The following is a 25,212-nucleotide window of genomic DNA, read 5'->3' on the forward strand; positions in this document are numbered from 1 at the left end:
ACGTGATCAGCCATCGAATGTTCGTGAAAAACAAGGCTGGTGAAATGTGAGGTGACGGGTTGAGTGCTTTTCCGTTGTCTCGGGCTCAGCTCGCGCTGTGGTTTGCGCAGCAACTGAGTCCGTCAACTCCGTTCGTGGTGGCTCAGTACGTGGAGCTACGAGGACCGGTTGACGTCGACGCTCTGATCGAGGCAACGAACACGGCATGTCATGAATTGGAGTCGCCGTTCGTTCGCCTCGTCGCCACTGATGCCGAGCCGGCGCAGATTGTCGATCACTCGATCGTCGACGATCTCGCATACCTCGACTTACGCAGCGACGACGACCCGGTTCAGCGCGCGAACGAGTGGATGACCGCGGAATACTCACGGCCACTTGACGTGATGTCTGACCGCCTGATCTCGGCGACTTTGCTTCATCTGGCAGATGATCACTATTTCTGGTACTCGCACGCCCATCATCTCGTGCTCGACGGACATGCGGCGATGACACTCACCGCGCGGGTGGCCGAGCGCTATTCGCATCTGGTTCATGGCAAGACGCTGACTCCTTTCGGTGGTCTCGGGGTACGTGCACTGCATGACCTCGACGTCGACTACCGATCCTCGTCGCGGTATCGATCGGACAAGCAGTACTGGACGGAGATGTCCGAAGGCCTGCCCCGCCCGGTTCGCCTCGCCGACGGCGCCGGCCTGACGTCCATGCCGCAGCGCATGATGGTGCGGACACTGAATCCAACTCTTGCAAAACAGCTTTCGGATGTCGCGACCGAGTGGACTACGTCCGAGGTGGCGGTCCTCGTCGGTGCATTCGCGTCCTATCTCGGCCGCATGACTGATTCCGATGACGTAGTCCTCAGCTTGCCGGTGTCCGGCCGCACCACGGCGACGTCGAAACGTTCAGGTGGGATGCTGTCCAACATCGTGCCTGTTCGTGCGCAACTCGAACGGGATCTGTCGCCACAAGAACTGGTGCGTCAGATCTCGGTTCAGATGACCGGTGCACTACGCCACCAGCGATTCCGCTACGAGGACATGGGCTTCCAGGAGGGTCAGGGCGGATCCCGTGAGGCGGCGGGCCCGGCCGTGAACGTCATGATGTTTCACGAAGCCATTCGGCTCGGCGACGTCGTCGGCGAATTTCACGTCCTCACATCCGGACCCACCGAAGATCTGTTCTTCAGCATTTATCCGTCGATCGCGGGGGAGAACGTTCGCCTGTCCTTCGAAGCCAATCCACGCCTCTACAGCGAACGTGACCTGGCGATGCATCATCGTCAGTTCGTTCGGTTTCTCGAGGGATTCCTCGACTCGGCTACCCGTGCGCTCGGTGACCTCCGCATCCTCTCGACGGACGAAGCGAAGGATCTGGTCCCCGCGTTAGGTCCGCGGACGGACGGATTCGCGACGCTCGATTCGGTCGTCAGAGGCGGCGCAGGGCAGGGGAGCGCCGTCGCGATCCGCGAGCAAGGTGTGGACGTCACTTACGACCAGCTCGGCGCTCGCGCGGATGCACTGTGCGCCTTGCTCGTGGAGAACGGCGTCGAACGAGGTGACGTCGTCGGGATCCTCACCGAGCGCTCGACCGATTCCGTAGTTGCATTTCATGCAGTAGTGCGGGCTGGTGCTGCCCTTCTTTTCGTGGATCCTCAAACACCCTCCGAGCGTGTCGCTTTCATCCTCGACGACGCCGACGTGTCCGTTGTGGTCGGCGGCGAACTCGTGAACGTGCCGGCTTGGGTCTGCGTCGTCGACCCCAGGGAAGACGAGACCGTAGATGGGCCGATCGATCGAGGCGCGGGGACCGGTTCGTCTTCAGGCGACGTGTCCCTGGACGACACCGCCTACGTGGTCTACACGTCGGGGTCGACCGGACGGCCGAAGGGCGTCGCGGTCACGCACCGAGGTATCTCACCGTTGCTGCGTTCTCACGCCAGGCGACTGAACATCGATAGTTCCTCCCGCGTCGCGCTCCTGGCAGCTACCTCGTTCGACGTGGCGATCCTCGAGATTCTGCTTGCTCACGGCTGCGGCGCGACCGCCGTGATCGTTCCTCCCGGATTGATCGGCGGAGTGGACCTCGAAGACTATCTGCGGCTCGAGGGTGTCACGCACCTGATCTCGACACCGTCGGTTCCGCTGACGATGGATCCTCGGAAACTGCCGGATCTTCGAGTGTTGAACGTCGGCGGCGAGCGACCGCCGGTGGCGCTCGTGGATGTGTGGTCGAGTCATGTCGACATCGTTAATTCGTACGGACCCAGTGAAGCGACCGTCGCGGCATTCATGAGCGAGCCACTCGAGCCTGGCGGTGATACTCCGATCGGGCGTCCGATCGACGGCGTTGCCGCTGTGGTGTTGGATTCGTGGTTGCGTCCGACTCCGGTCGGCGCCGTGGGTGAGCTGTACGTGATGGGACCAGGACTGGCGCGCGGGTACCTTTCCCCGACGCTGACCTCGGAGCGTTTCGTAGCGGCGCCCTTTGGTGCCACTGGTGGCGGCGAGCGCATGTACCGCACCGGGGACGTCGTGCGATGGAACGATGCCGGTCAGCTCGAGTTCTTGGGCCGCTCTGATCAACAAGTCAAGATCCGTGGAGTACGCGTCGAACTGGGCGAGATCGAGGCTGTGCTCCTGTCGACTCCCGGTGTTGCGCAAGCAGCGGTGGTCGAGCGATCCGGGTCGCTTGCGGCGTACGTGACTGCCGCCGAAGGTGGGGACGGCACTGCTCATCTATTGAGTCAGAAGGCGGTCCACGAACATCTGGCTTCACTACTTCCACGTTCCATGCTTCCGGGTTCGGTGACGATTCTGGCAGCGTTGCCCGTCACGAGCCACGGAAAGACAGACCGTTCAGCGCTTCCTGAACCGACATGGTCCGCGGTCGCCGAACAGCACTCGACCGTGCACCGTCCGATCGAGTACGACGAGGAATTGATTGCCTCGGTGATGGCCGAGGTCCTGGGCGTCGGAGTTCTCGGACCCCACTCCGACTTGTTCGCCTGGGGCGGTAGTTCCCTCGACGCCGTGTATGTTGCCGCGCGCGTGAGTTCTGCACTCGGTAGACGAGTTGGTGTCAGGGACGTGTTCGGCGCCCCGACTCCGGCGCGTCTGGCCCAGAAGATTCGTGAGGACCGGGCGGACTGGGTGGTGGAGCCCGAGCGCATTTCGGACGAGGTCACCGTCGAAATCGCTCCGGCGCAACAACGTCTATGGCTGCTCAACCGTCGCGATCCCCAGTCGTCGGCGTACAACATCGCGTTCGAGGTCGCGTTCAGTGGTGCACTGGATACAGAGGCGATGAGGGCGGCGGTAGCCGACCTGACCGATCGCCATCTCGTCTTGCGTACCGTGTTCTCGTTCGAACAGAATCACGACACGTGGCCGATCCAAGTTGCGACCGCGACTCCGGTGACTCTGATCGAGGTTCCGTCCGAGGATTACGAGGCTGCGTCAGCGGATTTGGTTGCGGCAGGTTTCGACCTGGAGACCGATGCGCCGCTTCGTTTGATCCTCACCTCCGGCAGCGATGCCGACCACCGCTTGACCGTAGTTGCGCATCACATAGCCTTGGACGGCCTTTCGTTCGCCACGATCGTTTCTGACCTGATCTCCGCGTACGACGCTCGCGCCGACGGACGGTCGCCGATCTGGCCTTCGCCCGCGCTCGACTACCGCGACTATTCCGCTTGGCACAGAACCATTCTCGGTGATCCTGCAGATCCACAGAGCTTGGCAGGTCGCCAGCTGGAATTCTGGTCCGACGCACTCGCCGGCGTTGATCCGACTCTTGCGCTTCCCGTGGACAGATCCCGCCGGCCGGACCAACCGTCGTCGGCTCGGGACGTGACTTTCGAATTGCCCTCGACCGTCCATGCAGCGCTCAACGAGATCGCTCGAGCGCATCACTGCACAACCTTCATGGTGTTGCACGCCTGCCTTGCGATTGCGCTGAGCAAGATCACCGGTGCGTCCGATGTGGTCATCGGAGCCCCGACGTCCGGCCGAACACACCCTTCGTTCGACGGCGCCGTCGGTATGTTCGTCGGGACCGTGGCGCTGCGAACGCTCCTTCGCGGCGGAGACACCTTCGGTGAGTTCTTGAGTCGGGTACGCGAGGCCGACGTGGCAGCTTTGTCCAATGCCGACGTCCCGTTCGACTGGGTGGTCGACCGCGCGGTCGGTGGGGCCGCAGGCGACAAGAATTCCTTCCTCAGAGTGGTTCTCGCTGTCGATCCGGTAGCACCGGATTCCGAGATCGCGGTGGGAACTTTGACGGCCCACGGCACTCCGCTACCTCCCGTGCACCCTCGCTTCGACCTCGAAGTGACTGTGCGCGAAGATCGTACGATTGACGGCGACGCAAGCGGTATTCGCGGCACTTTCCGATATGCCGCCGATCTGTTCGATGCGGGCACCGTGCAGAGCTGGGTCGAGCGACTGCGTCGAGTATGTGACTCGATTACCGAGAACTCGTCAATCATGCTGCGCGACATCGATGTTCTCAGCGTTGCGGAGCGCGAAGAATTGCTGGCTTGGGTGCCGGGTCCTTCGATTGTCGCGCAGTCGCTGCCCGACCTCTTCGGGGCCGTCGCAGCCCGGCATCCGAATGCAATCGCGGTGTCGAGTGGCGATACTCGCGTCACCTATGAAGAGGTGCGAGTTCGTTCGGAGGGCCTTGCCGCCGTCTTGATCGATCGAGGAATTGGAGTCGGGGATCGCGTGGCGGTCGCCCTGCCTCGATCGGTCGACCTCGTCGTAGCCATCATCGCCGTCGTTCGCGCGGGCGCTGCGTACGTCCCGATCGACTTGCAGTATCCCGACGCTCGCATCCACTACGTACTTGCCGATGCAGGCCCGAAAGCGATTGTGTCGACGGACGAATCAGCTGGGCGGTTCGTTGGGTACGAGCAAGCTGTCATCCTCGTGAACGAGACGGCTGACGCGACGGGCGGTTGGCCTGTTCCGCAGTCGGAGGCCGCCGCCTACGTGATCTACACGTCCGGATCGACCGGAGCGCCCAAAGGTGTGGTGGTGACTCACGACAACGTGTTGGCTCTGCTGGCCTCGACTCGCGAGATCTTCGACTTCGGCGACGAAGACGTGTGGTCGATGTTTCATTCGCACGCATTCGACTTCTCGGTCTGGGAGATGTGGGGTGCGTTGACCACTGGCGGATCCCTGGTGATCGTAGACGGTGACGTCGCGCGCTCTCCCGAAAGATTCGCGGATCTGATTGTGCGGGAGAAAGTCACCGTTCTGAATCAGACCCCGGCCGCCTTCTATGCGTTGGCGGAAGTTACGCCGGAAATGCTGCTTCCGCTCCGGACGATTGTTTTCGGCGGCGATCGCCTCGACGTCGGGCGCGTGCAGGGTTGGTTCGATCGGCACCCGGACGTGCGGGGTGTCAATATGTTCGGAATCACCGAAACCACGGTCCATGTAACCAATTTCGATCTCATCTCCGGTGACGAGGCTGTCTCGCCGATCGGGTCCCCACTACCAGGGTTTCGCAGCTACGTGCTGGACGCGTCGTTGAAGCCCGTCCCGCCGGGATCTGTCGGCGAACTGTACGTTGCCGGTCCGCAGGTGGCCGAAGGCTACTTGGGTCAACCAGGGATGACGTCTTCCCGATTTGTGTCTGAACCCGGATTCGAAGGATCGCGGATGTACCGCAGCGGCGATCTGGTCCGTTGGCGAGCCGGTCGACTCGAATATGTTCGCCGCGCCGACGATCAGATGGCCCTGCGCGGTTACCGCGTCGAACCGGGCGAGGTCGAATCCGCGCTGTTGGCTCACACGTCGGTGGAGCAGGCCACGGTGGTGGTGAGAGAACTCGACAGTGGGCCGACTTTGGTCGGTTACATCACCCCTGAGAACGGACACGACCTCGACGGTGTGTTGCGGACTGCTCGTTCGTTGTTGCCCGCACATATGGTCCCGTCGGCTTTGATGCCGCTTGCGTCATTGCCGGTCACGATCAACGGCAAGATCGACCGAGCATCACTGCCGGACCCGACTTCGCAAGTGCAGCCGTCTCGGCAGTCGCGAGACTTCTTCGCTCAGACAGTTGCAGCCATTCTGAGCGATTTGATGGAAGTTCCGCATATAGATCCGGTCCGGAATCTCTTCGATCAAGGGGCCAATTCCTTGATCGCCACTCGTCTTTCGTCGCGCCTGAACTCCGCTTTGGGCTGTAACCTCGACGTCCGCGATGTGTTCGAGCACCCATTCGTCGATCAGCTCGCCGGCATCGCTGCCGCCCGAATCGGCGCGGGGCAAGCGTCTCCGTTGTCTTTGGTACCTCGTCTGGCTTTGGTACCTCGCCCAGGCGCTGCGGAGGTGCAGCTGTCGGCTCCCCAACACCGAATGTGGATTCTGAATCAGTTGGATACAGAGTCCTCCGGCTACAACATTCCGATAGTGTTACGACTGACGGGTGAATTGGACGTAGCTGCAGCCGAACTGGCAATTCGCGACCTGGTCGATCGCCATCGCACTCTGCGGACCGTATACCCGGTTGTCGGCGAGCGTCCGGTTCAGACGGTGCTCGACGCCGAGGACGCGATGCCGCTGTTTCATCCCGAGGCACTCGCCGGCGACGACGCCGAGAATCGTGTTGCAGAACTGGTGGGTTCGGGCTTCGATGTCACCGTGGATCCGCCCGTACGTGCGGCACTTCTCCAGCTTTCGCCTGACGAGTACATCCTGGCTGTTGTTGTCCATCACATTGCAGGCGATGCTCGATCGCTCGAATTGTTGGTACGTGACTTCACGGCGGCGTACATCGCTCGCTCGGCGCAGCAAGCTCCGACGTGGTCGCCGCTCGCGCTCGAATACTCCGATTACAGCGCATGGCAACGGGAATCGGGGATTCCCGAGACGGTATCCAGCTACTGGAAGCAGGCTCTCGAAGGCCTTCCCGAGCAGGTGACGCTACCCCTGGACCGTCCGCGTTCGACCTCCGCCCGCGCGTCGAGCTGCCGGGTAGAGATCTGGGGTTCGGTACGGACGGGCCTTCAAGCACTCGCACGATCGAACAACGGAACCATGTTCATGGTTGTCCACGCTGCACTCGCGGCGCTGCTGGCGAGGTACAACGGCAGCAATGACGTAGCTGTCGGCACTGTTGTGTCCGGACGCGTCACACCCGAACTCGACGAGCTGGTCGGCATGTTTGCCGGCACGATTGTTCTTCGGACCGAAGTCGATCCGTCGAAGTCGTTCGGCCGGTTGGTCGAGCAGGTTCGTCAGCGAGACGTAGCGGCGTTCGCGCACGCAGAGATGCCCTTCGAATCGCTGGTTGATCTGATCGACCCACCGCGATCGCGTTCGCGACATCCGTTGTTCCAGGTGGCGCTCTCGTTCCAGACAACTCATTCCGCCGCGTGGTCCATACCGGGGTTGTCCGTCACTCAGATCTCGCCCGATGTCAGGCAAGCAAATTTCGATCTGCAGCTCAACGTCACGGACGAGGGGATCGGGGGTGGTCTCGGTCTCGAATTCGTGTATAACGCTGATCTATTCGATGATCTGACGGTATCGAGCTTTGCGGGTCGGTTCGAGCACCTCCTGAATCAAGTGTCTGTCGACCCCAATGTCGCGGTAGGGCGAATCGACCTGTTGACGAGTGCGGAGCGAGCTCTTCTCGTCCCCGCACACGGCGCGGTCGACCGGCCCGATGCATCTCGGTGTTCCGGTACGACGCTTGCCTCGATGCTGCGATACGGCGTCGAATTCGCTCCGGACGCCGTGGCGGTCGAAGCTGAGGGCAACACACTCACTTACCGAGACCTCGATGCACAGTCGGACGTCGCAGCCGACGAGTTGCGTTCCGGGGGAGTCGGAGTGGACCACGTCGTTGCCTGGACTGCCGATCGGACCATAGCGTCGATCGTACGATTGTGGGCGATCGCGAAGGTCGGTGCAGCTCCGGCATTGGTGGACCCGGAACAGCCGCAGGCGCGAGTACGCGATGTCCTCGAAGCACTGGGCGACGGCGCGGTCTGCGGCCTCGACGCCGGTGGTGGCCAGGACGCAGACTGGGTGCGACAGCATTCCGAGAACCTCGCGGCCTACGTAGTTTTCACGTCAGGAACGACTGGAACTCCGAAGGCCGTGGTGGTGACCAACGGCGGGCTCGGCGTGATCGCCGAAGACCTGCCCCGTCGATTCTCGGCTGGTCCGGGTTCGCGCGTATTCCATCGCGGAGCGCCAGGGTTCGACATGACGTTGCTCGAGGTGCTCATCGCGAGTGCGTCCGGGGCGACGCTCGTTCTGGCGAAGGACGACCAACTGTTCGGCTCGGGACTTGCATCAGCACTGAGGCGCGAGCGAATTACTCATCTGTGCGCCACACCTACTGTCGTCGCCTCGATCGGCGATCCGTCGCTGCCGGACCTTGCAACGGTGATGTTCGGGGGCGAGCGACTCGGCGGTGCGTTGGCGAAGCGCTGGCAAGCCGGACGCAGAGTGATCAACGGATACGGACCTGCCGAGTCCGCGATGTATTCGCTTGCTACCGAACCACTGTCGATCGACCATCTGTCAGCTGACACTCACGACGGATCCGTCGGGTATCCACTGGCCGGGGTCGACGCCGTCGTGCTCGATGATCGACTCGAACCGGTGCCGCCGGGAGTCGCCGGCGAACTGTATCTCTCCGGTCGAATGCTCGCGCGCGGTTACGCCGGCCAACCGGCCCGAACCGCGGAACGATTCGTGGCAACCAGTTCAGGAGCCCGGATGTACCGGACCGGCGATCTGGTGATGTGGAAGCCGGAAAGCCCCAAATCTGAAGGCAATACGTATCGCCTGCATTATCTCGGGCGAACCGACGTGCAGGTGAAGGTCAACGGTGTCCGGATCGAACCGGGTGAGATCGAGGCAGTCATTCAGTCTGTCGCGAACGTCGATTTCTGCGTCGCCGGGGTTCGGTCGGCCCAGGGGGGAAGTCCTCTGTTGGTCGCCTACGTGCGAAGCTCGGATGCCGAAAGAGTTGACACGGGTCAACTTCGCGCCGCTGTCGCAGAAGTCCTTCCGACGTACATGGTTCCGCATGTCATCGTCGAAATCGAGGGCGCGCTTCCGATGCGGAACGGCAAGGTCGACTTCGCCCGTCTCCCGGCGCCGACACTGGAAGCTTCCCGTGCAGAGGGGCCGGCCACTGCCACAGAACGCCTTGTTGCCAAAGCTTTTACTTCGGTGCTCGGCGGGAATGAGGACGACCGCGACGCAGACTTCTTCTCGCTCGGCGGCAACTCGCTGTCGGCCGCGGAGGTTACCTCGCTCTTGAGTAGTTCCCTTGGGCTGGTTGTTCCGCTCCGGACCGTATTCGAGCATCCAACCGTTGCGGCGTTGGCGGCCCGGATCGATTCGCTCGAGCAGAGTGGCCCGGCGACCGATGTTGTCAGACTGGAACCGCGCCGCGACCCCACGCCCGCACCTCTGTCACGGAACCAGCGTGCGATGTGGGTACTGAACCAGCGGAACACGTCGAGCGGTGCGTACAACCTGCCGATCTGCATCGAGATCGACGGTGAACTCGACGTGCCCGCGCTGCGTCACGCAGCGACGGATCTTGTCGGCCGTCATGACGTCCTCAGAACCCGGTATCCGGGCACTCCACCGGTTCAGGTCGTGGATCCTCCGACCCCCCTGACAATGGAAACGCGACTGGTCGCCGACATCGAGGTCGAGGTGCTGCTGCGAGAGTTCGGCTCGCGCGGTTTCGATGTAGCGGCAGACCTGCCGGTGCGCTGGATGCTGCTCCAGGTGTCACCGGTCAGGCACGTTCTGGCAGTGAGCTTTCATCACATCGCAGTCGACGGGGTGTCGATGCGAACGGTGGTCGGCGACCTGCTGACCGCTTACGGCAAGCGACGAGCTGGACTGGATCCGCAATGGTCTCCGCTGCCGATCCAGTACGGGGATTTTGCCGCGTGGGAGGCAGCACGTGACGTTTCCCCTGTCGTCGAGGAGTTCTGGCGCCGAACGCTCGACGGTGTGACATCTGTGTCGCCGCTGACGGTGGATCATTCTGATGGCGGGCCGGATTCCGTAGCGCAGCGAGTGAACTTCGTGATTCCAGCCGTCATCACCTTGTCACTGCAGGCGCGAGCCGATCGATTGAAGGTCTCGCTGTTTGCGGTGGTTCATGCGGCGTTGTCCGTGGTGCTTGCCAAGCTGAGTGGAAATCCCGATGTCGTGATCGCGACAGCTGTCGACGGACGGCGTACGCCTGAGCTCGACGGCGTGGTCGGCATGTTCGTGGATACGGTGCCTCTTCGCCTTCGGATCGACGGGGACGTGCCGATCGACCTTCTGTTGGGTGCAGCTTTCCATGCTGATGTGGCAGCATTCGAAAATAGCTCTGTTCCTGCCGAATTGGTTGGTGAGCTGCTCGGCGGACGAACTCCCCAGATTGCGCTGGGTCTGCAGAACTTCGCGATCCCTGCCGTGGAGGTGGCCGGTCTCACGATTGAGGCTCGCGAAATCGAGACCGCGACAACGAAGTTCCCCATGCACGTCTCGCTCGCACCCGCTGTCGACGGATCATTGACCGGAGCGCTCATCTATGCCGCGAGCGCGTTCGATCCTTCGAGCGCCGACGCGGTTGCTCGACAACTGTCGAGAGTGCTCACCTCGATGGCCGAGGATGTGCCAGTACTCGTTTCGGATCTCGCGGTGGGCGCGGCGCCCAGTTGGACTGCTGTCGAGGTCGATTCGTCCCGGACGCTGACCCAGATTTTCGCCGCCACAGCGGCGCGATTCCCTGACAACATTGCTCTCGACGACGGGCAGCGCACGGTGACGTATGCCGAACTCGACTCTGCCTCGGATGCCCAAGCCTGGGAACTGGTGGCTCGGGGCGCAGGACCGGGTGCCGTGTACGAGATTCCGGCGGTACGGACTATCGCGTATCTGGTCCGAATGTTGGCGATCTCGAAAACGGGCGCGGCATTCGTGCCGATCGACCCCGACCTGCCGCCGGCACGGCTGAAGCAACTGCGCACAGTGCTCTCCGACCGCAGCCCCGTTCCCGGTCGGCAGTATCCGGATTCAGTCGCGTACGTCGTTCACACGTCCGGGTCGACTGGTGAACCGAAAGGCGTTGCAGTCACCCACCGAGGTCTGGGCCTTCTTACCGACGACGCAATCCGGAAGTACGGCGTGACTTCGGACTCGGTTGTGCTGCACGGTTACAAACCGACGTTCGATGCGGCGATTCTCGAGATGATGTTGGCGATCGGCGCCGGGGCTACCTTGGCGGTCGCTCCTCGGGAGGCTTTCGGCGGAAGGGCACTCGAAGAATTCGTCGCAGAACGCGGCGTCACTCACATGTTGTCCACTCCGGCCGTACTCGACACCATGGCTCCGGAGCGGTTCGACTCATTGGAGGTGGTGGCAGTCGGTGGCGATGTGCTCTCACCTTCCACCGCGCGTGCATGGAGTCGCCGCGCGCGAATGCTCAACGCATACGGACCGACGGAATGCACGGTGGTCACGACCGTCGCCGAGGTGGATCATCGGGTCACCATCGGAGTTCCACTCGCCGGAATCGGTGCAGAGGTACTGGATACGCGACTGCGTCCGGTGCCGTGGGCCGGGATCGGTGAGTTGTACGTCAGCGGGCCCGGGCTTGCGATGGGCTATGCCGGAGATCCCGCCGGCACCGCCAGCTCGTTCGTCGCAGCACCAGGTGGACGCCGCCGTTATCGGACCGGTGATCTGGTTCACCGCCGCACCGATGACACGCTCGGATTCGTCGGACGCTCCGACCGTCAGATGAGCGTGCGAGGAATCCGCGTCGAGCCCGCCGAAATCGAATCAGCTCTGCGGCGGTGCACGGGCGTCGAGGCTGCGGCGGTTGTCCTCGTCGACGAGATCGCCGTTGCGTGCGCGGTTGGCGATGGTGTGGAGGCGGATCAGCTGACAATCGAGTTGGCCGCGATGTTGCCTGCATATCTGATGCCCGGCCGCGTGGTCGTGTTGGAGTCGATCCCGCTGACGACGAACGGAAAACTGGACGCAGATGCGTTGCGGCGCCATGTGTTCGAGAGCCAGGCGCCCGATGCAGCAGTGACGGTTTCGGAGGAACTCGTCACCGCTGTCATGTCGGAACACGTGTCCGGAAGTTTCGGCGCTCTGCACGACCTGTTCGAATCAGGTGGTGATTCGTTGGCCGCAGCAGCGGTGGCAGGTCGACTCGCCTCGATCTTCGCGCGGGATGTGCCTGTTCGCGCCGTCTTCGACAATCCGTCGCCGCGAGCGATGTCTCAGTGGCTGTCGGCGAGCGCGTCCGATGGCAAGCGCCGCGAACTGACTCGACGTGATTCCGGCATGCCGGCCCCACTGGCGCCCTCGCAACAACGACTTTGGCTGATCAATCAGCTTCAGCCGGAATCGACTGCGTACAACCTGACGTTTGCAGCGGTCCTGGCAGACGACATCGATCGTTCGGTTTTGAGCAGCGCCCTCGGTGACGTCGTCGATCACCATGCCGTGTTGCGAACTGTGTTTGTTCCGGGTGAACTCGGTCCACAACAGGTTGAAATAGACTCTGTTGCAGTCGATCTCACCGCTGAGTGCGTCGACGATATCCGTGCGAGCGCTTCGGCCTTCGCGACTGTGCCGTTCGATCTCGAACGAGATGTTCCGTTCCGTGTGCGTGTGTTCAGCGAAAATGCAGGAGCCGATTCTGCAGGATTGACTGTCCTGGTACTGGTTGTTCACCACATCGCAATCGACGGTGCGTCGATGGGCCCGATCCTTGCCGATTTCGCGGAAGCCTTCGAGGCGAGGGTGCTCGGAAGGGAATGGGATCGCTCCGCTGAGGGGATCAGCTACGGCGACTACAGTCTCTGGGCGAGAGAGAGCTTGGGCGATCCGGAGGATCTTCTGAGCGTGGCGCATCGGCAACTCGACTACTGGTCGAACGCACTTGGTGGCGTCGAGGATGTGTTGGCTCTACCCGTCGACAACCCCCGGAGTCCGGTGTCTTCACGATCCGACGAGATGGTGACGGAAGTCCTCGATGGTGCCACCTATGACGCGTTGTCGGCGTTGGCTCGTTCGCATGGCGTCACGGTATTCATGGTTGTCCACAGCGTGATTGCCGTGCTGCTCGCTCGCGAGTGCGTCACGGACGACGTCGTGGTGGGAGCAGCTGTGAGTCTGCGGAACGATCCGGCGCTGCTGAGCGTGGCCGGCATGATGGTGGGTACTGTCGCATTGCGCACGAGGATCAACTCCTCCGACCGCTTCGCTGCTGTCCTGGACGAGGTTCGCCGTGTCGATCTGGAAGCAATGGCGAACGCGGACGTCTCGTTCGACGATGTAGTTGCGAAGGTCGATCCGCCGCGCAGGATGAACGAGCATCCCCTGTTCACAGTCATGCTGGCATATCGGCGAGCGCTCGACGTGCCGCAGATCGACGGCATCACCGTCTTCGACATCGACAAGGCAGGGTCGTCGACCGGTTACGACTTGACGTGGGACCTGGTCGACACCGGTGACAGTCTGACGATTCGATTGCTGTATGCCACAGACAGATTCCGCGCGTCGACGGCGGAACTGTTCATGCAGCGGGTGACACGTATCGCCGAAGCAGTGACAGGTGAACCCGAGATCGTGGTCGGGGAGATCGAATTGCTGTCCGGTCTCGAACGCTCGGCGCTGACGGCTGCGAATCCTCGACACGTCGAACCGCTGACGATTGCGGACATTTTCGAACGCGCGCTGCGGCAGGCACCCGACGGCATCGCGCTGGAAGAGAACGGCAGGCGCTGGACCTATCGCGACCTGCACAAGGAGTCGTCGCACTGGACTCGCGAGCTGGTGGTCCGAGGAATCGGACCCGATGACGTGGTGGCCGTTGCGCTCGGTCGCGGGCATCTGTGGATCGTTGCGCTGTGGGCGGTAGCGCGGGCAGGCGCAGCGTGGCTGTCGCTCGATCCAGCGCTGCCGACAGCGCGCCGACAGACGATGGTCGAGGAGTGCGGTTCGGTTGTCGGTTTGACAGCGCGAGGTGCATCCGAGAGTTTGCCGGACTCCGTCGAGTGGGTGGCGATGGATGAATCCTGCACTGCTGGTGGGGCTGTCGAGGTATCGGCAACGCCGGCTCATCCCGACAACCTCGCCTACGTCATCTACACGTCGGGTTCCACGGGAAGACCCAAGGGTGTCGAGGTTTCACACCGCGGCATCATGAACGTCTACACCGCGCACGCCGAGATCGCCGAGCTCGATCGTGGCCCCCGAGTCCTGCAATTGGCGTCGTCGACCTTCGACGCGTCGGTGATCGAGATTCTTCTGGCGGCGGCAGGGTGTGGAACGTTGATTCTGGCTCCTGACTTCGTCTACGGGGGAGAGGAACTCACGAATCTGCTGATCGCTGCCGACGTCACACATCTGATCGTGACGCCAACGGTCCTGGCCACAGTCGATCCGGATGCAGTGCAACCGTTGATCGTCGAATCGATGGGGGAGCCGCTCTCTGCCCGCCTTGCGTCGGCGTGGTCACCCCGACATCGCATCGTCAACGGATACGGACCGACCGAATCAACGATCGCGGCATCGATTTCCGCGCGGATCACTGACGGGGACGTCACCGTCGGCACCCCGGTACCTGGCACGACGCCGTTTGTTCTCGATCAGAGGCTCCGACCGGTTCCGGATGGCGTTGCGGGAGAGCTATTCCTCGCCGGCGAGAATGTGGCACGGGGGTACGTCGCCTCTCCGGGTCTGACTTCCGAGCGTTTTGTTGCCAATCCTTATGCGGTGGGGACTCGGATGTATCGCACGGGTGACCTCGTGCGTCGTAGGCGTCACGACCGAGCGCTCGAGTACCTGGGGCGCAACGACGCACAGGTGAAGGTGCGGGGTGTCCGCGTGGAACCGGCGGAGGTCGACGTGGCTCTGTCAAGCCATGGAGCAGTGACCTTCTCGGTTACCGTCGTCTCTGACGACGGGCACGGATCCGCTGAACTCCGGTCGTACGTAACGCTGGCGGAAATCGGTTCGGTGACGGAATCGGAGCTTCGCGGGTTTGTCTCCGGCCTGCTGCCGAAGCACCTGCTGCCTTCGTCGGTGACGGTGGTGGGAGTGGTCCCGCTGCTCGCTTCGGGGAAGATAGACGTAGCGGCACTTCCTGCTCCTTCGCCGCAGGTAGGGTCGAGTGTGGATCGACCCGTCTCGGATACCGAACGTCAAGTGGCACAGGCATTCGAGGGCGTGACCGGCGCGAAATCGGTGGGCCGCTACGACGACTTCTTCGAGCTCGGCGGGACATCCATGGGTGCAGTTCGAGTGGCTTCGCGCTTGCGTGAGACCCTGAACAGGGATTTCCCGGTTCAATGGATTTTCACCGATCGAACTGTGGCGGAGCTTGCCTCTCGGATGGATCTCGTTCATGCCGACGTCTTGGAGGGTGATTCGTTCCATTCGGATCCGCTGGACACGCTCGTCATGTTGGGCGGCAATCCTGATGACGTAAGGCCGCCGTTGTTCTGTGTGCATCCGGTCAGCGGAATTGCCTGGTGCTACGTCGGACTCGTCGGTCAGCTCGAAGGTCGACGGGTGTACGGCATCCAGGCAACGGGTGCAGGTGAGCTACCCGGCACGGTGGCGGAGTTGGCGTCGGGGTATGTCGATGCCGTACGGAATGTGCAGCCGTCGGGTGAATACCATCTACTGGGTTGGTCTGCCGGTGGAACGATCGCGCTCGAGATGGCGAGCCAACTCGAAGAGACGGGCGATCTGGTCGGTTCGGTTGTCATGCTCGACGCGCTGTTGCCGGAGATGATGCCATCGGTACAAGCGGCTCCGAAACCTTCCGAACTGTTTGCACAGATCGGACTAGCTGAGGTTGAAACTGAAACTGCAGCATTGACTTTCGTAGACGTTGCGGCAGAGATCCGAAGGCAGACCGGTATGGATTTCCTTTCCGATACGGTTCTCGAATCCGTGGTGGGGCGGGTTGAAAAACTGTCGCGAATCGTCCGGGACCACACGCCGCGGCGCTATTTCGGTTCAGTGGAATTGTTTGTGGCGCAGCATGATCTGCCTGAACATCGTCACCTGGTCGAAAAATGGTCCCAACTGGTGGGGCCGCTGCGGCCGTACTTGGTCGACTGCTCTCACGCGGAAATGTCGAGCATGGAGGCTTTGGCGAGTGTTGCGAAAGTCCTCGTCGACAATTCTCAAGGCGTCGAATCCGAGGCGGGGGAGAGCAATCATGCTGGGGTGCAGTAGATCTGCGGTGCCGGGACTTTGGTCCGGAGTTGTCACACCCGGGGTCCCCCATGCTTCCGTTCCACAAGTAGAACCCGTAGCATTTTCCTTGTGGCAGTAAGCCATTCAGAAACTATCTCCGGAGGATCGTATGTTGGGTTCCCTTTTTTCCATCAGCTCTGAAATCGGTGTCCCGTCCGTTGATGCGCTCTTCGAGGCTGCTCGGACCATCATCGGCGCGATCTTCGGCCTGAGCTGACACGTCGCAGCGACCTTCCCCCGCGGTGAAGAAAGTCCCTGTTCTCCGACAAGGAGAACAGGGACTTTCGTGCAGCGTGCCGGTGAGTGGTTGCGTGGCGGCGAGTTAGTGTCCTACCGGCCGTTCTGTAGATACGCGATGGCTATCAGCGATCCGACTTCGTCGTTCACGTCCTCGGTGCTGGTGAGCCCGATCTTGTGAGTCGACTGCCCGGGAGCTTTGGCCGGCACCAGAAGTTCGGAACCGGGGGCCTCGACAAAACGTAGTCCGAGGTCGACTCGGGCTTTGGTGGCCGCTGCGATGGCAGCAAATTGGCGAGCGCGAACAAAGGGCGTGTATGTTCCGCGGCCTTCGACTCGAACATCGGTTCCGAGCTCTTCGATCAGACGTCGGGCTGCATCGAAGATGGGTCGCAGTGCTGCCTTCGGGCCGCTGTACTGCTGGTCGATGTATTGCTCGACGGTCGGCTCCACCCATCCGGACTGTTTGGCAGTCTCGAATGCAATTGCCCACTGCGAGTTCTGCGGTACACCGTGCTCTGCTTTCAGCCACTTGCGGACTTTGTTCTGATCGAGCGGGTCGACCCCCGACGTCCGTACAGCCTCAACCCATTCTTCGAGAGTGCGTCCGGTACGGTCGCGCATGGACGAGGTGACTGCGGCCATCATGTCGGAGGGTTCCATGCGTCTGTTCTACCGGCTGTCACGGTGCACGGGTAGCTCGCTCAGTCGATACCCAGCATCGCCCTGAGCGCGTCTGCGCCGGTCACTTCGACGGGGTACGGCGGTGCGACAAAATCTTCGCGCCTGAGGGTGAAGAGTCGACGCACGGTCATTCGGCCGTCGGCAGCCAACTCCTCTACTGTGCCGTCGGCGCGGTAGCCGACTTTGGTCGACACCGTGATCGAGGCGGGGTTGTCCGTGAACGCCGACGACACGACGCTTCGTGCGCCCAAAGAGTCGAATGCGAATGCGCAGATTGCCTGTCGGGCAAGAGTGCCGATGCCCCGGCCTTGGAACCCGCGCCCGATCCACGAGCCGGTTTCACCGGTACGACTTTTGGGAAAGTCCGTCGCGGCGAACGCCTGGCAGCCGACAATTTCTCCGTCGACGACAATGGCTGTTTCGAATTTCCAGTCGGCCGTGGTCATCGCTCCGCGGACCGACCAGTGGTATTGGATGAATCTTCGCGACACTTCTTCGGGAGTGCCCACCGTCCAGGGGACGAGAAACGGCATCTGTTCGGCAGGGTGAATGCCGGCTCGGACCAGCGCAGCGAGTTCGGGGAAATGGTCGTCGCGCACAGGGACCAAGGTGATGCGCCCACACGTGATCGTGACTCCGTACGGAGGCCAGATCTCTGTCAGTGGATCAACCATCGTCTTCAGGCTTTCGTTCGTGTGCGAATCGGGTCACAGTCTGGCATGCCCGGCCCGTCCGAGTGAGCGACTTCTGGTCATCGAGATTCTTTTGCCCTCGCGGTACGGAGTCGTGACATTAGTGTGTGGACGGTGACTACAGACAAACCGGTACGTCTTCGTGAAGGTAGATCGCCTGACAGGCTTTCGCGTGGTGTGGTGGCCGGATACGCAGCGGGAAGTGTCGGCACGGGTGGATTCGGCGTGCTTCCAGGTCTGGTACTGGCGTACTACCTGACCGATACGCTCGGCGTGGCCGCGGCGCTCGCGTCGCTTGTAGTCATTGTCCCGAAAATCGCCGACGTCCTGATCGATCCGCTGATCGGGTCGATCAGCGATCGAAGCTCTCATCGAACTGGTACGCGAGTGCCACTCATGCTCGCAGGCGCTTTGGGACTGCCGTTGCTCTTCATTCTCACGTTCTCAGCCCCCGTGTCTGCGGGCCCCGGAGTCGGGGCGTTGTGGGTGCTCGTCTTCTTCCTGCTCGCGGCGAGTGCGTACAGCCTCTTTCAGGTTCCATATATCGCGTTGCCGACCGAGTTGACCGGCGATTACCACGAACGCACTCGTTTGGTATCGGTTCGAATTGCGGTGTTGGCCCTGACAATTCTGGTCATCGGCGCCGGTGGACCGGAACTTCGCGACGCTGCCGGGGGCGGAGCACGCGGTTATCTGGTCATGGCCATCGGGGTGTCGGCGCTGATGTGTGGGGCAATGATCTGGGCAGTTCGCGGAGCGGCGCGCCACACGGTGACTCACGCGGACGCGCCGGTCGGCTCGTTGCTCTCGCAGTACCGGGACGGGTTCGACGCGATACGACGTACCCGCGCGTTCCGATTGCTGGTCATCGTCTTCGTGCTCCAAGCACTTGCCACCGCTGTGATGTTGGCGGGTGCGCAATATCTGGCGACCTATGTGATGGGCAGCGAAGGCGCGCTCCCCGGTCTGTTCGTTGCACTCGTCGGACCAGCTCTCGTCGTCATGCCGCTGTGGTACCGGTTCTCGCATCGGTACGGAAAGCTTCGCGGCTACGTCGTGTCCTCGGTTCTGTTTGTCGTCGCGACGGCGTTGTTGACCCTTGCGGCTGTCAACGCCGGTTCGTGGATCTACGGTGCAGTCGCCCTTGCCGGCGTCGGATATGCCGGCATGCAGGTGTTCCCGTTGGCGATGCTTCCTGACGTCATCGAGGACGACGCGCGAATCGGTGGACGCCAACGTGGTGGTTCGCTCAGTGGTATCTGGACCGCCTCGGAAACCGCAGGCCTTGCTCTGGGGCCCGCGGTGTTCTTGGGTGTACTCGCGGTGACCGGCTTCGTTTCGAAAACTGCGGGCGAGACTGTCGTGCAACCGGAATCAGCGCTGACCGGGATAGCCCTTGGCTTCTCGGTCGTGCCGGCGATCCTGGTTGCGATCAGCCTGGTCGTATTGCGGAATTACCGCACTGAACAAGAATCCACTCACGAGAACGTAGGTGAACGATGAGTTCCACTCAGGCCGAGGAACTTCAGGGCAAGATCGTCGAGAGCACGAACCTCGAGAAGAGGGCGGCCGACATCTTGACTCGGCTGCGTTCGCTTCGTGAGCAGGACGCCCCGACGCACGGAGGCCGGGTTCTGTCGTACGTGTACGACAGCGGTCTCGCAGCCCTCGACGAGTTGGCAGCGGACGCAGCTCGATTGGTTCAGCCGGTCAACGGTCTCGACCCGACGGTGTTCCCGTCCACGGCGGTGATGGAGCGTGAGTTGGTTGCGTTCGCTCGCGAGTTCCTCCATGGAGCTTCAGACCCAGCCGCAGATACCGATACAGACACAGACACAGACACCGGAGGAGTAGTCGTCGGAAATGTCACCAGCGGCGGAACGGAGAGTTGTGTGTTGGCCGTCAAGGCAGCTCGCGACTTCCGCGGGCTCCCGCCGGGTGAGGGTTCGCTGGTTCTTCCGACCACCGCGCACGCCGCTTTCCACAAGGCAGCGCACCTACTCGGACTGGAACTCATCCTGGTACCCGTAGATCCCACGTCGGGGCGCGTGGGCGCACAAGATATTGCGACGGCAGTTCGGAAGGACACGGTTCTGATCGTCGTCTCGGCGCCCAATTACCCGTTCGCGGCGCTCGACCCGATCGCCGACGTCGCGGAAGTTGCTCGTGCACATTCGATTCCATTACATGTCGACGCCTGCATCGGTGGGCTTGCGTTGCCGTGGTGGGGTGATCTGCCGCCCTGGGATTTCCAGGTGCCCGGTGTCACCAGCATGTCGGTCGACTTCCACAAGTACGGATACTCACCCAAGGGCGTCTCGGTCTTGCTGCACCGCGGGCGTGACCTGCATCGCAAGCAGTATTTCGGGCTCACGGACTGGCCGGGGTATCCGGTGGTCAATCCCACGCTTCTCGGTTCCAAATCCGTTGCTGCTCTGGCCGGAGCGTGGGCGATTTCGCAAGTTCTCGGGCAATCGGGGTACGCCGAACTGGTGTCCCGGGCGCAGCGGGCCACCCGTGCGCTGATCGAGACGGCCCAGAGCATCGACGGGCTTCGCGTCGTGGGCTCGCCGGTGGGGCCGCTGTTCGCGGTCGCCACCGATGGTTCGGTGCCCCTCGAACGTCGAGTCGATCCGCATCGCTGGGTAAGCGCTGTCGGTGCCCGCGGCTTCGTCCTTCAAGGGCAGCCGGCGTCGACGCAACCTGACGGAACTGTATTGCCTCGAACAACCCACCTCACCGTCACCCCGGTGACCGAGTCGGTGCTCGGCGAGTTGACCAATGCGCTCGTCCTCGGTGCCGACGACGTTCGCGGCTCGGCGGCAGCCGAGGCGCCGCCGGCACTGGCAGAGTTGGCCGGAGCATTCGAACGTGGCGATGTCACCGTCGCCGATGTTCTTGCGTTGCCAAGTGACGCCGTCGCGGCAGCTTTGAGGTCGGCGGGGCTGGATCCTCGGGGTTCTGCTGATTCTCCCTTGGACATGGCGGCCGTCCTCGCGGCAGTGGAATCGCTGCCACGTGAGGTGACTAAGAGACTGCTGGTGGAATTCCTCGCCGGGCTGGTGGAGCCCTGACACCGCTATGAATACCGAAACCTCGATGAATACCGAAACTGCGGTGAACACTGCCCAAAACTCGGACAAATGGCGCGAAAGATTCGCGAATCGGGCGTAAGTTTTCTGTCATCGGCTAACCATCTTTGTCGGAGGGGTTGATCTGTGACTGGTGCCGCGACCAAGATTTTGACGGTTTTCGAGGAAGTGATCGGGGTTCCGCTTCCGGTTCGCGTGCGATGTTGGGACGGTTCGGAGGCAGGTCCGCCGGACGCCGCTGCGCGGGTACATTTCCGGAATCGGCGTGCCCTACGTCGAGTCCTGTACTCTCCCAACGAATTGGGGCTGGCGAGGGCATACGTGTCCGGCGATCTGGACGTAGACGGCGATATCTTTGCGCTCCTCGGTGTCCCGGATCTGGTCACGCGGCTCGGTGAGAATCGTTTGTCGGCGTTGCCGTTGCGCTCGCTGGTGCGCGCCGCCGGTACTTTCGCCGGCTTGGGGGCGGTGGGTCCACCGCCATCGCCTCCGTCGATCGAGATGCGTCGTAAGCGAGGCAAGCGGCACAGTAAATCACGCGATTCGGCCACGGTCTCCCATCACTACGACGTCGGGAACCGCTTCTACGAAATGTTTCTCGGGCCGAGCATGGTCTATTCGTGCGGGTACTGGCCGGAAGGGGTCGAATCCCTCGAAGCTGCTCAGTACGCGAAGCTGGATCTGATTTGCCGCAAGCTCGATCTGAAGCCGGGAATGCGACTGCTCGACGTCGGTTGTGGCTGGGGATCGATGGCACTGCACGCTGCCCAGAACTACGGCGTCGACGTCGTCGGAGTGTCACTGAGCAACGAGCAGGTCGAGTACGCCAAGGGACGAGTTGCCGACGCGGGTTTGGCCGATCGTATCGAGATTCGGGTGCAGGACTATCGCGACGTCGACGACGGCCCGTACGACGCGATTTCGAGCATCGGCATGTCCGAGCATGTGGGCCTGGCCAATTTGCCGGTGTACACGGCAAAACTCTTCGACCTGCTCGCGCCACAGGGTCGTCTGCTCAATCACGCCATCGCGGCGGTGAAGTCTTTGTCGGACAACGTCGATGACGGACGCAGTTTCATCGACAGGTACATCTTCCCGGACGGTGAGATCCTTCCGCTGAGCAAAACCATTGATGCGCTGGAACTTTCAGGTTTCGAGACGCGTGACAGCGAGGCGTTGCGCGAGCATTACGCCTTGACACTGCGCGCGTGGGTACAGAACCTTCGCGAGAACTGGGACGCATCGGTCCTACAGGTCGGTGCTCCCCGCGTGCGTACCTGGTTGCTGTATCTCGCTGCCAGTGCCCTGGGTTTCGAGGAGTCGCACAGGCTTACGATTCATCAGGTCCTGGCCGTGAAACCAGGCGATCGGGGGGCCAGTGGCATGGCCCGCTCGCGTAGCAGTTGGTATCGATCGATTGAAGTCCCGCAGATCGAAACCGGTCCGCGCGTCGACTGAGGCCTATACGTTGGATTTCCATGAGCACCCGGAAGGTTGTCCTCGCGGCACTGAAGGTTTCGGCCGTTGCGGTATCGGCGCTGTTGTCGACCTCGCTACTGTTCACACCGATATCGAACGCCGAACCTGTGAACGACTTCTACGACGCGATTCCGGGCGACGTCGGTGATCCGGGTTCGGTGATTCGGACGGAACCGCTGCCGCTGGCCGGTGCCGTTGGCGGAGTGCCTGGTGTCGGGACCCGGATCCTGTATTCGAGTACCGACACCCACGGATCCAATGTTGCTGTGTCGGGCTCGTTCCTGGAGCCGGCTGCCCCGTGGTCAGGCGCGGGCCCGCGCCCGACGGTCGTGATCGGTCCGGGCACTCAGGGCCAAGGTGATCAGTGCGCGCCGTCGAGGATGTTTCCCACTGCCGGTCAACTCCGCCTGGCGGAACCCGGGAATCCGTCGAACTACGGTGCCGGTGTGGACAGTGTCGGTGTCAACTACGAGTCCGCATTTGCTTTCGCATTCCTAGCCCAGGGCGTTCGCGTGTTTGTCACCGACTACATCGGACTCGGAACACCCGGCATCCATACCTACGTCAATCGCGCCGAGGAAGCCCATGCGATGTTGGACGGTGCACGCGCTGCCCGAGCCTTGGCGAAGGCAGGAGAGGACGATCCGATAGCGCTGTGGGGCCATTCGCAGGGCGGCGGCGCCACTGCCGCTGCAACCGAACTGGCACCCGAATACGCGCCTGAGTTGAATCTGGTCGGGAGTTACGCGAGCGCGCCCCCGGCAGACCTGGCAAGCGTTCTGCGTCATATCGACGGTACCGGCCTGATGGCCGCGATCGGCTACACGATCAACGGCGTCCTCGACCGATATCCCGCCGCCCGAGAGCCGATCGAATCTCGACTCAACGACTACGGCCGGTCCGTGCTCGCCGACGTCGCCGGGCAATGCCTCATCGATTCCCGAACCAAGTACGGGAAGCAGTCGACGGCGTCGTGGACCACGGACGGCCGGCCACTTGCCGACGTGGTGGAATCGGTACCGGAGATCCAGCAGGTGATCGAGGAACAACGCATCGGGCGGCGAACCCCGGCCTCGCCGATTCTGGTCAACGGAGCGCTCAACGACGATTTCATCCCGTACGAGCAAACCCGGCGCCTGGTTCAGGACTGGTGCGCGCGCGGGGCCGAGGCGACGTTGTTCACCGACACCCTGCCTGCAGTGAATCCGGGGAGCGGTAACAATCACCTCGCGCCGGCCGTAGCGGACTTCGGTGTCGGATTGCGGTACGTGCTGGACAGATTCAACGGCAAGCCTTTGGTCGACACCTGCAACGCCTGACACGCCTGCTTCTCGATTACCTTGCGGCGTAACCACCGTCTCATTGCGAACGGTGGTTGACTGAGCCCGTGAACGATCGATCGCACGACCTTCCGATCAACCCGGTTCCGCGGAGTGAGCTGGGTGCCGGGCCAGCGCTGAGAGTGTCGACAGGTCTGGTGCTCGGTGTCGCTGCAGGCGTCGTCACGGCGTTGGTCGGCTACCCCCGGTTCGCTTTCCTGATCGGCTGGGATGTCGCGGCGATGGTGTTCACGGTGTGGACGTGGATTCTGGTCTGGCCCTTCGATGCGACGCTCACCGCGAGCCACGCAACGCGGGAAGAACCGGCTCGCAACGTCGCACACCTGCTGATTCTCGGCGCTGCCGTCGCGAGCCTCGTCGGTATCGCGTTCCTGCTCTTGGCGGCACCCGACGGACATCACTACCAAGTCGTGGCGGCATCGGTTGCAGTCGGTAGTGTCGTGATCTCGTGGCTGGCGGTCCACACGCTCTTCGCCCTCGGCTATGCGCGGCTGTACTACTCGGGCCCCGACGGCGGAATCGATTTCAATCAGGAAGAACCGCCGCGGTACAGCGATTTCGCCTACGTGGCCTACACAGTCGGGATGAGCTTCGCGATTTCCGACACCAACTTGAAGTCGTCGGACATGCGCGCGATGGCGCTCGGCCACGCATTGCTCTCGTACCTGTTCGGTTCGGTGATCGTGGCGTCCGTCGTAAACTTGATTGCAGGCCTGTGACCGATCAAGCCGCTGCACGTCCGATGCTCGAGAGGAAGCCGGCGGCTCCGAAGAACAGGCCGGCGAACACTCGATTGGTGGTTCTCTGCTGTTTGGGGGATCGCATCAAGGTGAGCACCCGTGCGGCCAGCCCGGTGTATCCGGTCATCACGATCACGTCGACTGCGCACATCGTGGCGGCGATGATCAGATACTGCGGAAGCAGCGGTGCCGACGGGTCCAGGAATTGTGGGAGCACTGCGAGCATGAAAACGACAGCCTTCGGGTTGCTCGCGTTCACGAGAAAACCGCGAAGCATCATCATCGGGCCGGAACTGCTCGCGGTTGCCTCGTCGGTCTCCACCTCGGTGGGCGCCGATCGCCACTGCCTGATTCCCAGGTAGACGAGGTATGCCACACCGAACCACTTGATCAAGGAAAAGGCCACGGTCGAACTGGCGAGAATTGCACCGACCCCGGCCGCGACAATTCCGATCTGCAGCAGCAATCCCAACTGCAGCCCGAAGATGTTCCAGTATCCGCGCCGCAAGCCGTAGGCAAGCCCTGACGACATCGACGCAATGGCGCCGGCCCCCGGTGACAGGCTGATCACCCAACTTGCTCCGAAGAACGCCAACCAGACGTGCCAACTCATGTCGAAAGTCCTTTGATCGGGAAATACTCCCGACATCCAGCACGCACGGGATCAGAAAAGT

General features: G+C 62.3%; 9 protein-coding genes. 6 read left to right on the plus strand and 3 right to left on the minus strand.

What is annotated here, in order from left to right; all coding sequences use genetic code 11:
- The first annotated feature begins 59 nt into the window (after positions 1 to 59).
- Positions 60 to 16,253: a non-ribosomal peptide synthetase gene (locus AC3WQS_RS18400; protein ID WP_492713290.1), complete on the plus strand. Its 16,194-nt coding sequence runs from the start codon at positions 60 to 62 to the stop codon at positions 16,251 to 16,253.
- A gap of 351 nt (positions 16,254 to 16,604) precedes the next feature.
- Here AC3WQS_RS18400 and AC3WQS_RS18405 read toward each other — a convergent pair whose 3' ends face one another.
- Both AC3WQS_RS18405 and AC3WQS_RS18410 read right to left on the minus strand, forming a co-directional pair.
- On the minus strand, positions 16,605 to 17,174 hold the full coding sequence (locus AC3WQS_RS18405; protein WP_446695852.1) for a DUF5655 domain-containing protein: 570 nt from the start codon (positions 17,172 to 17,174) through the stop codon (positions 16,605 to 16,607).
- 41 nt (positions 17,175 to 17,215) lie between these two features.
- Complete coding sequence (locus tag AC3WQS_RS18410) at positions 17,216 to 17,869, minus strand: GNAT family N-acetyltransferase (protein WP_019748791.1); 654 nt, start codon at positions 17,867 to 17,869, stop codon at positions 17,216 to 17,218.
- Positions 17,870 to 17,992: 123 nt separating this feature from the next.
- Here AC3WQS_RS18410 and AC3WQS_RS18415 point away from each other — a divergent pair, with 123 nt between their 5' ends.
- From AC3WQS_RS18415 to AC3WQS_RS18435, 5 genes are all read left to right on the plus strand, one after another.
- Entirely contained in the window at positions 17,993 to 19,390 is a 1,398-nt protein-coding gene (locus tag AC3WQS_RS18415) for an MFS transporter (RefSeq protein WP_492713291.1), read from the plus strand.
- The gene (locus AC3WQS_RS18420; protein WP_492713292.1) at positions 19,387 to 20,961 is read left to right on the plus strand and encodes a pyridoxal phosphate-dependent decarboxylase family protein; all 1,575 of its coding nucleotides are present in this window, start codon (positions 19,387 to 19,389) and stop codon (positions 20,959 to 20,961) included. Before AC3WQS_RS18415 ends, AC3WQS_RS18420 begins: the two co-directional genes overlap by 4 nt.
- A gap of 144 nt (positions 20,962 to 21,105) precedes the next feature.
- Complete coding sequence (locus AC3WQS_RS18425; protein ID WP_492713293.1) at positions 21,106 to 22,437, plus strand: class I SAM-dependent methyltransferase; 1,332 nt, start codon at positions 21,106 to 21,108, stop codon at positions 22,435 to 22,437.
- A gap of 20 nt (positions 22,438 to 22,457) precedes the next feature.
- A complete protein-coding gene (locus AC3WQS_RS18430; RefSeq protein ID WP_264612926.1) occupies positions 22,458 to 23,777 on the plus strand; it encodes a lipase family protein in 1,320 nt (439 codons plus the stop codon).
- Between the two features lie 68 nt (positions 23,778 to 23,845).
- Positions 23,846 to 24,517, plus strand: coding sequence for a DUF1345 domain-containing protein (locus AC3WQS_RS18435; RefSeq protein WP_020908009.1), 672 nt, complete (start codon positions 23,846 to 23,848; stop codon positions 24,515 to 24,517).
- Positions 24,518 to 24,521: 4 nt separating this feature from the next.
- Here AC3WQS_RS18435 and AC3WQS_RS18440 read toward each other — a convergent pair whose 3' ends face one another.
- On the minus strand, positions 24,522 to 25,151 hold the full coding sequence (locus AC3WQS_RS18440) for a LysE family transporter (protein WP_020908008.1): 630 nt from the start codon (positions 25,149 to 25,151) through the stop codon (positions 24,522 to 24,524).
- Positions 25,152 to 25,212 lie beyond the last annotated feature (61 nt).

This window comes from Rhodococcus sp. FW305-130 (genome assembly GCF_058788335.1).

Excerpts from the sequence above, each read along its gene's own strand:
- AC3WQS_RS18405 (WP_446695852.1), bottom strand. The coding sequence starts at position 17,174 with ATGGAACCCTCCGACATGATGGCCGCAGTCACCTCGTCCATGCGCGAC.
- AC3WQS_RS18410 (WP_019748791.1), bottom strand. The coding sequence starts at position 17,869 with ATGGTTGATCCACTGACAGAGATCTGGCCTCCGTACGGAGTCACGATC.
- AC3WQS_RS18420 (WP_492713292.1), top strand. The coding sequence starts at position 19,387 with ATGAGTTCCACTCAGGCCGAGGAACTTCAGGGCAAGATCGTCGAGAGC.
- AC3WQS_RS18430 (WP_264612926.1), top strand. The coding sequence starts at position 22,458 with ATGAGCACCCGGAAGGTTGTCCTCGCGGCACTGAAGGTTTCGGCCGTT.
- AC3WQS_RS18440 (WP_020908008.1), bottom strand. The coding sequence starts at position 25,151 with ATGAGTTGGCACGTCTGGTTGGCGTTCTTCGGAGCAAGTTGGGTGATC.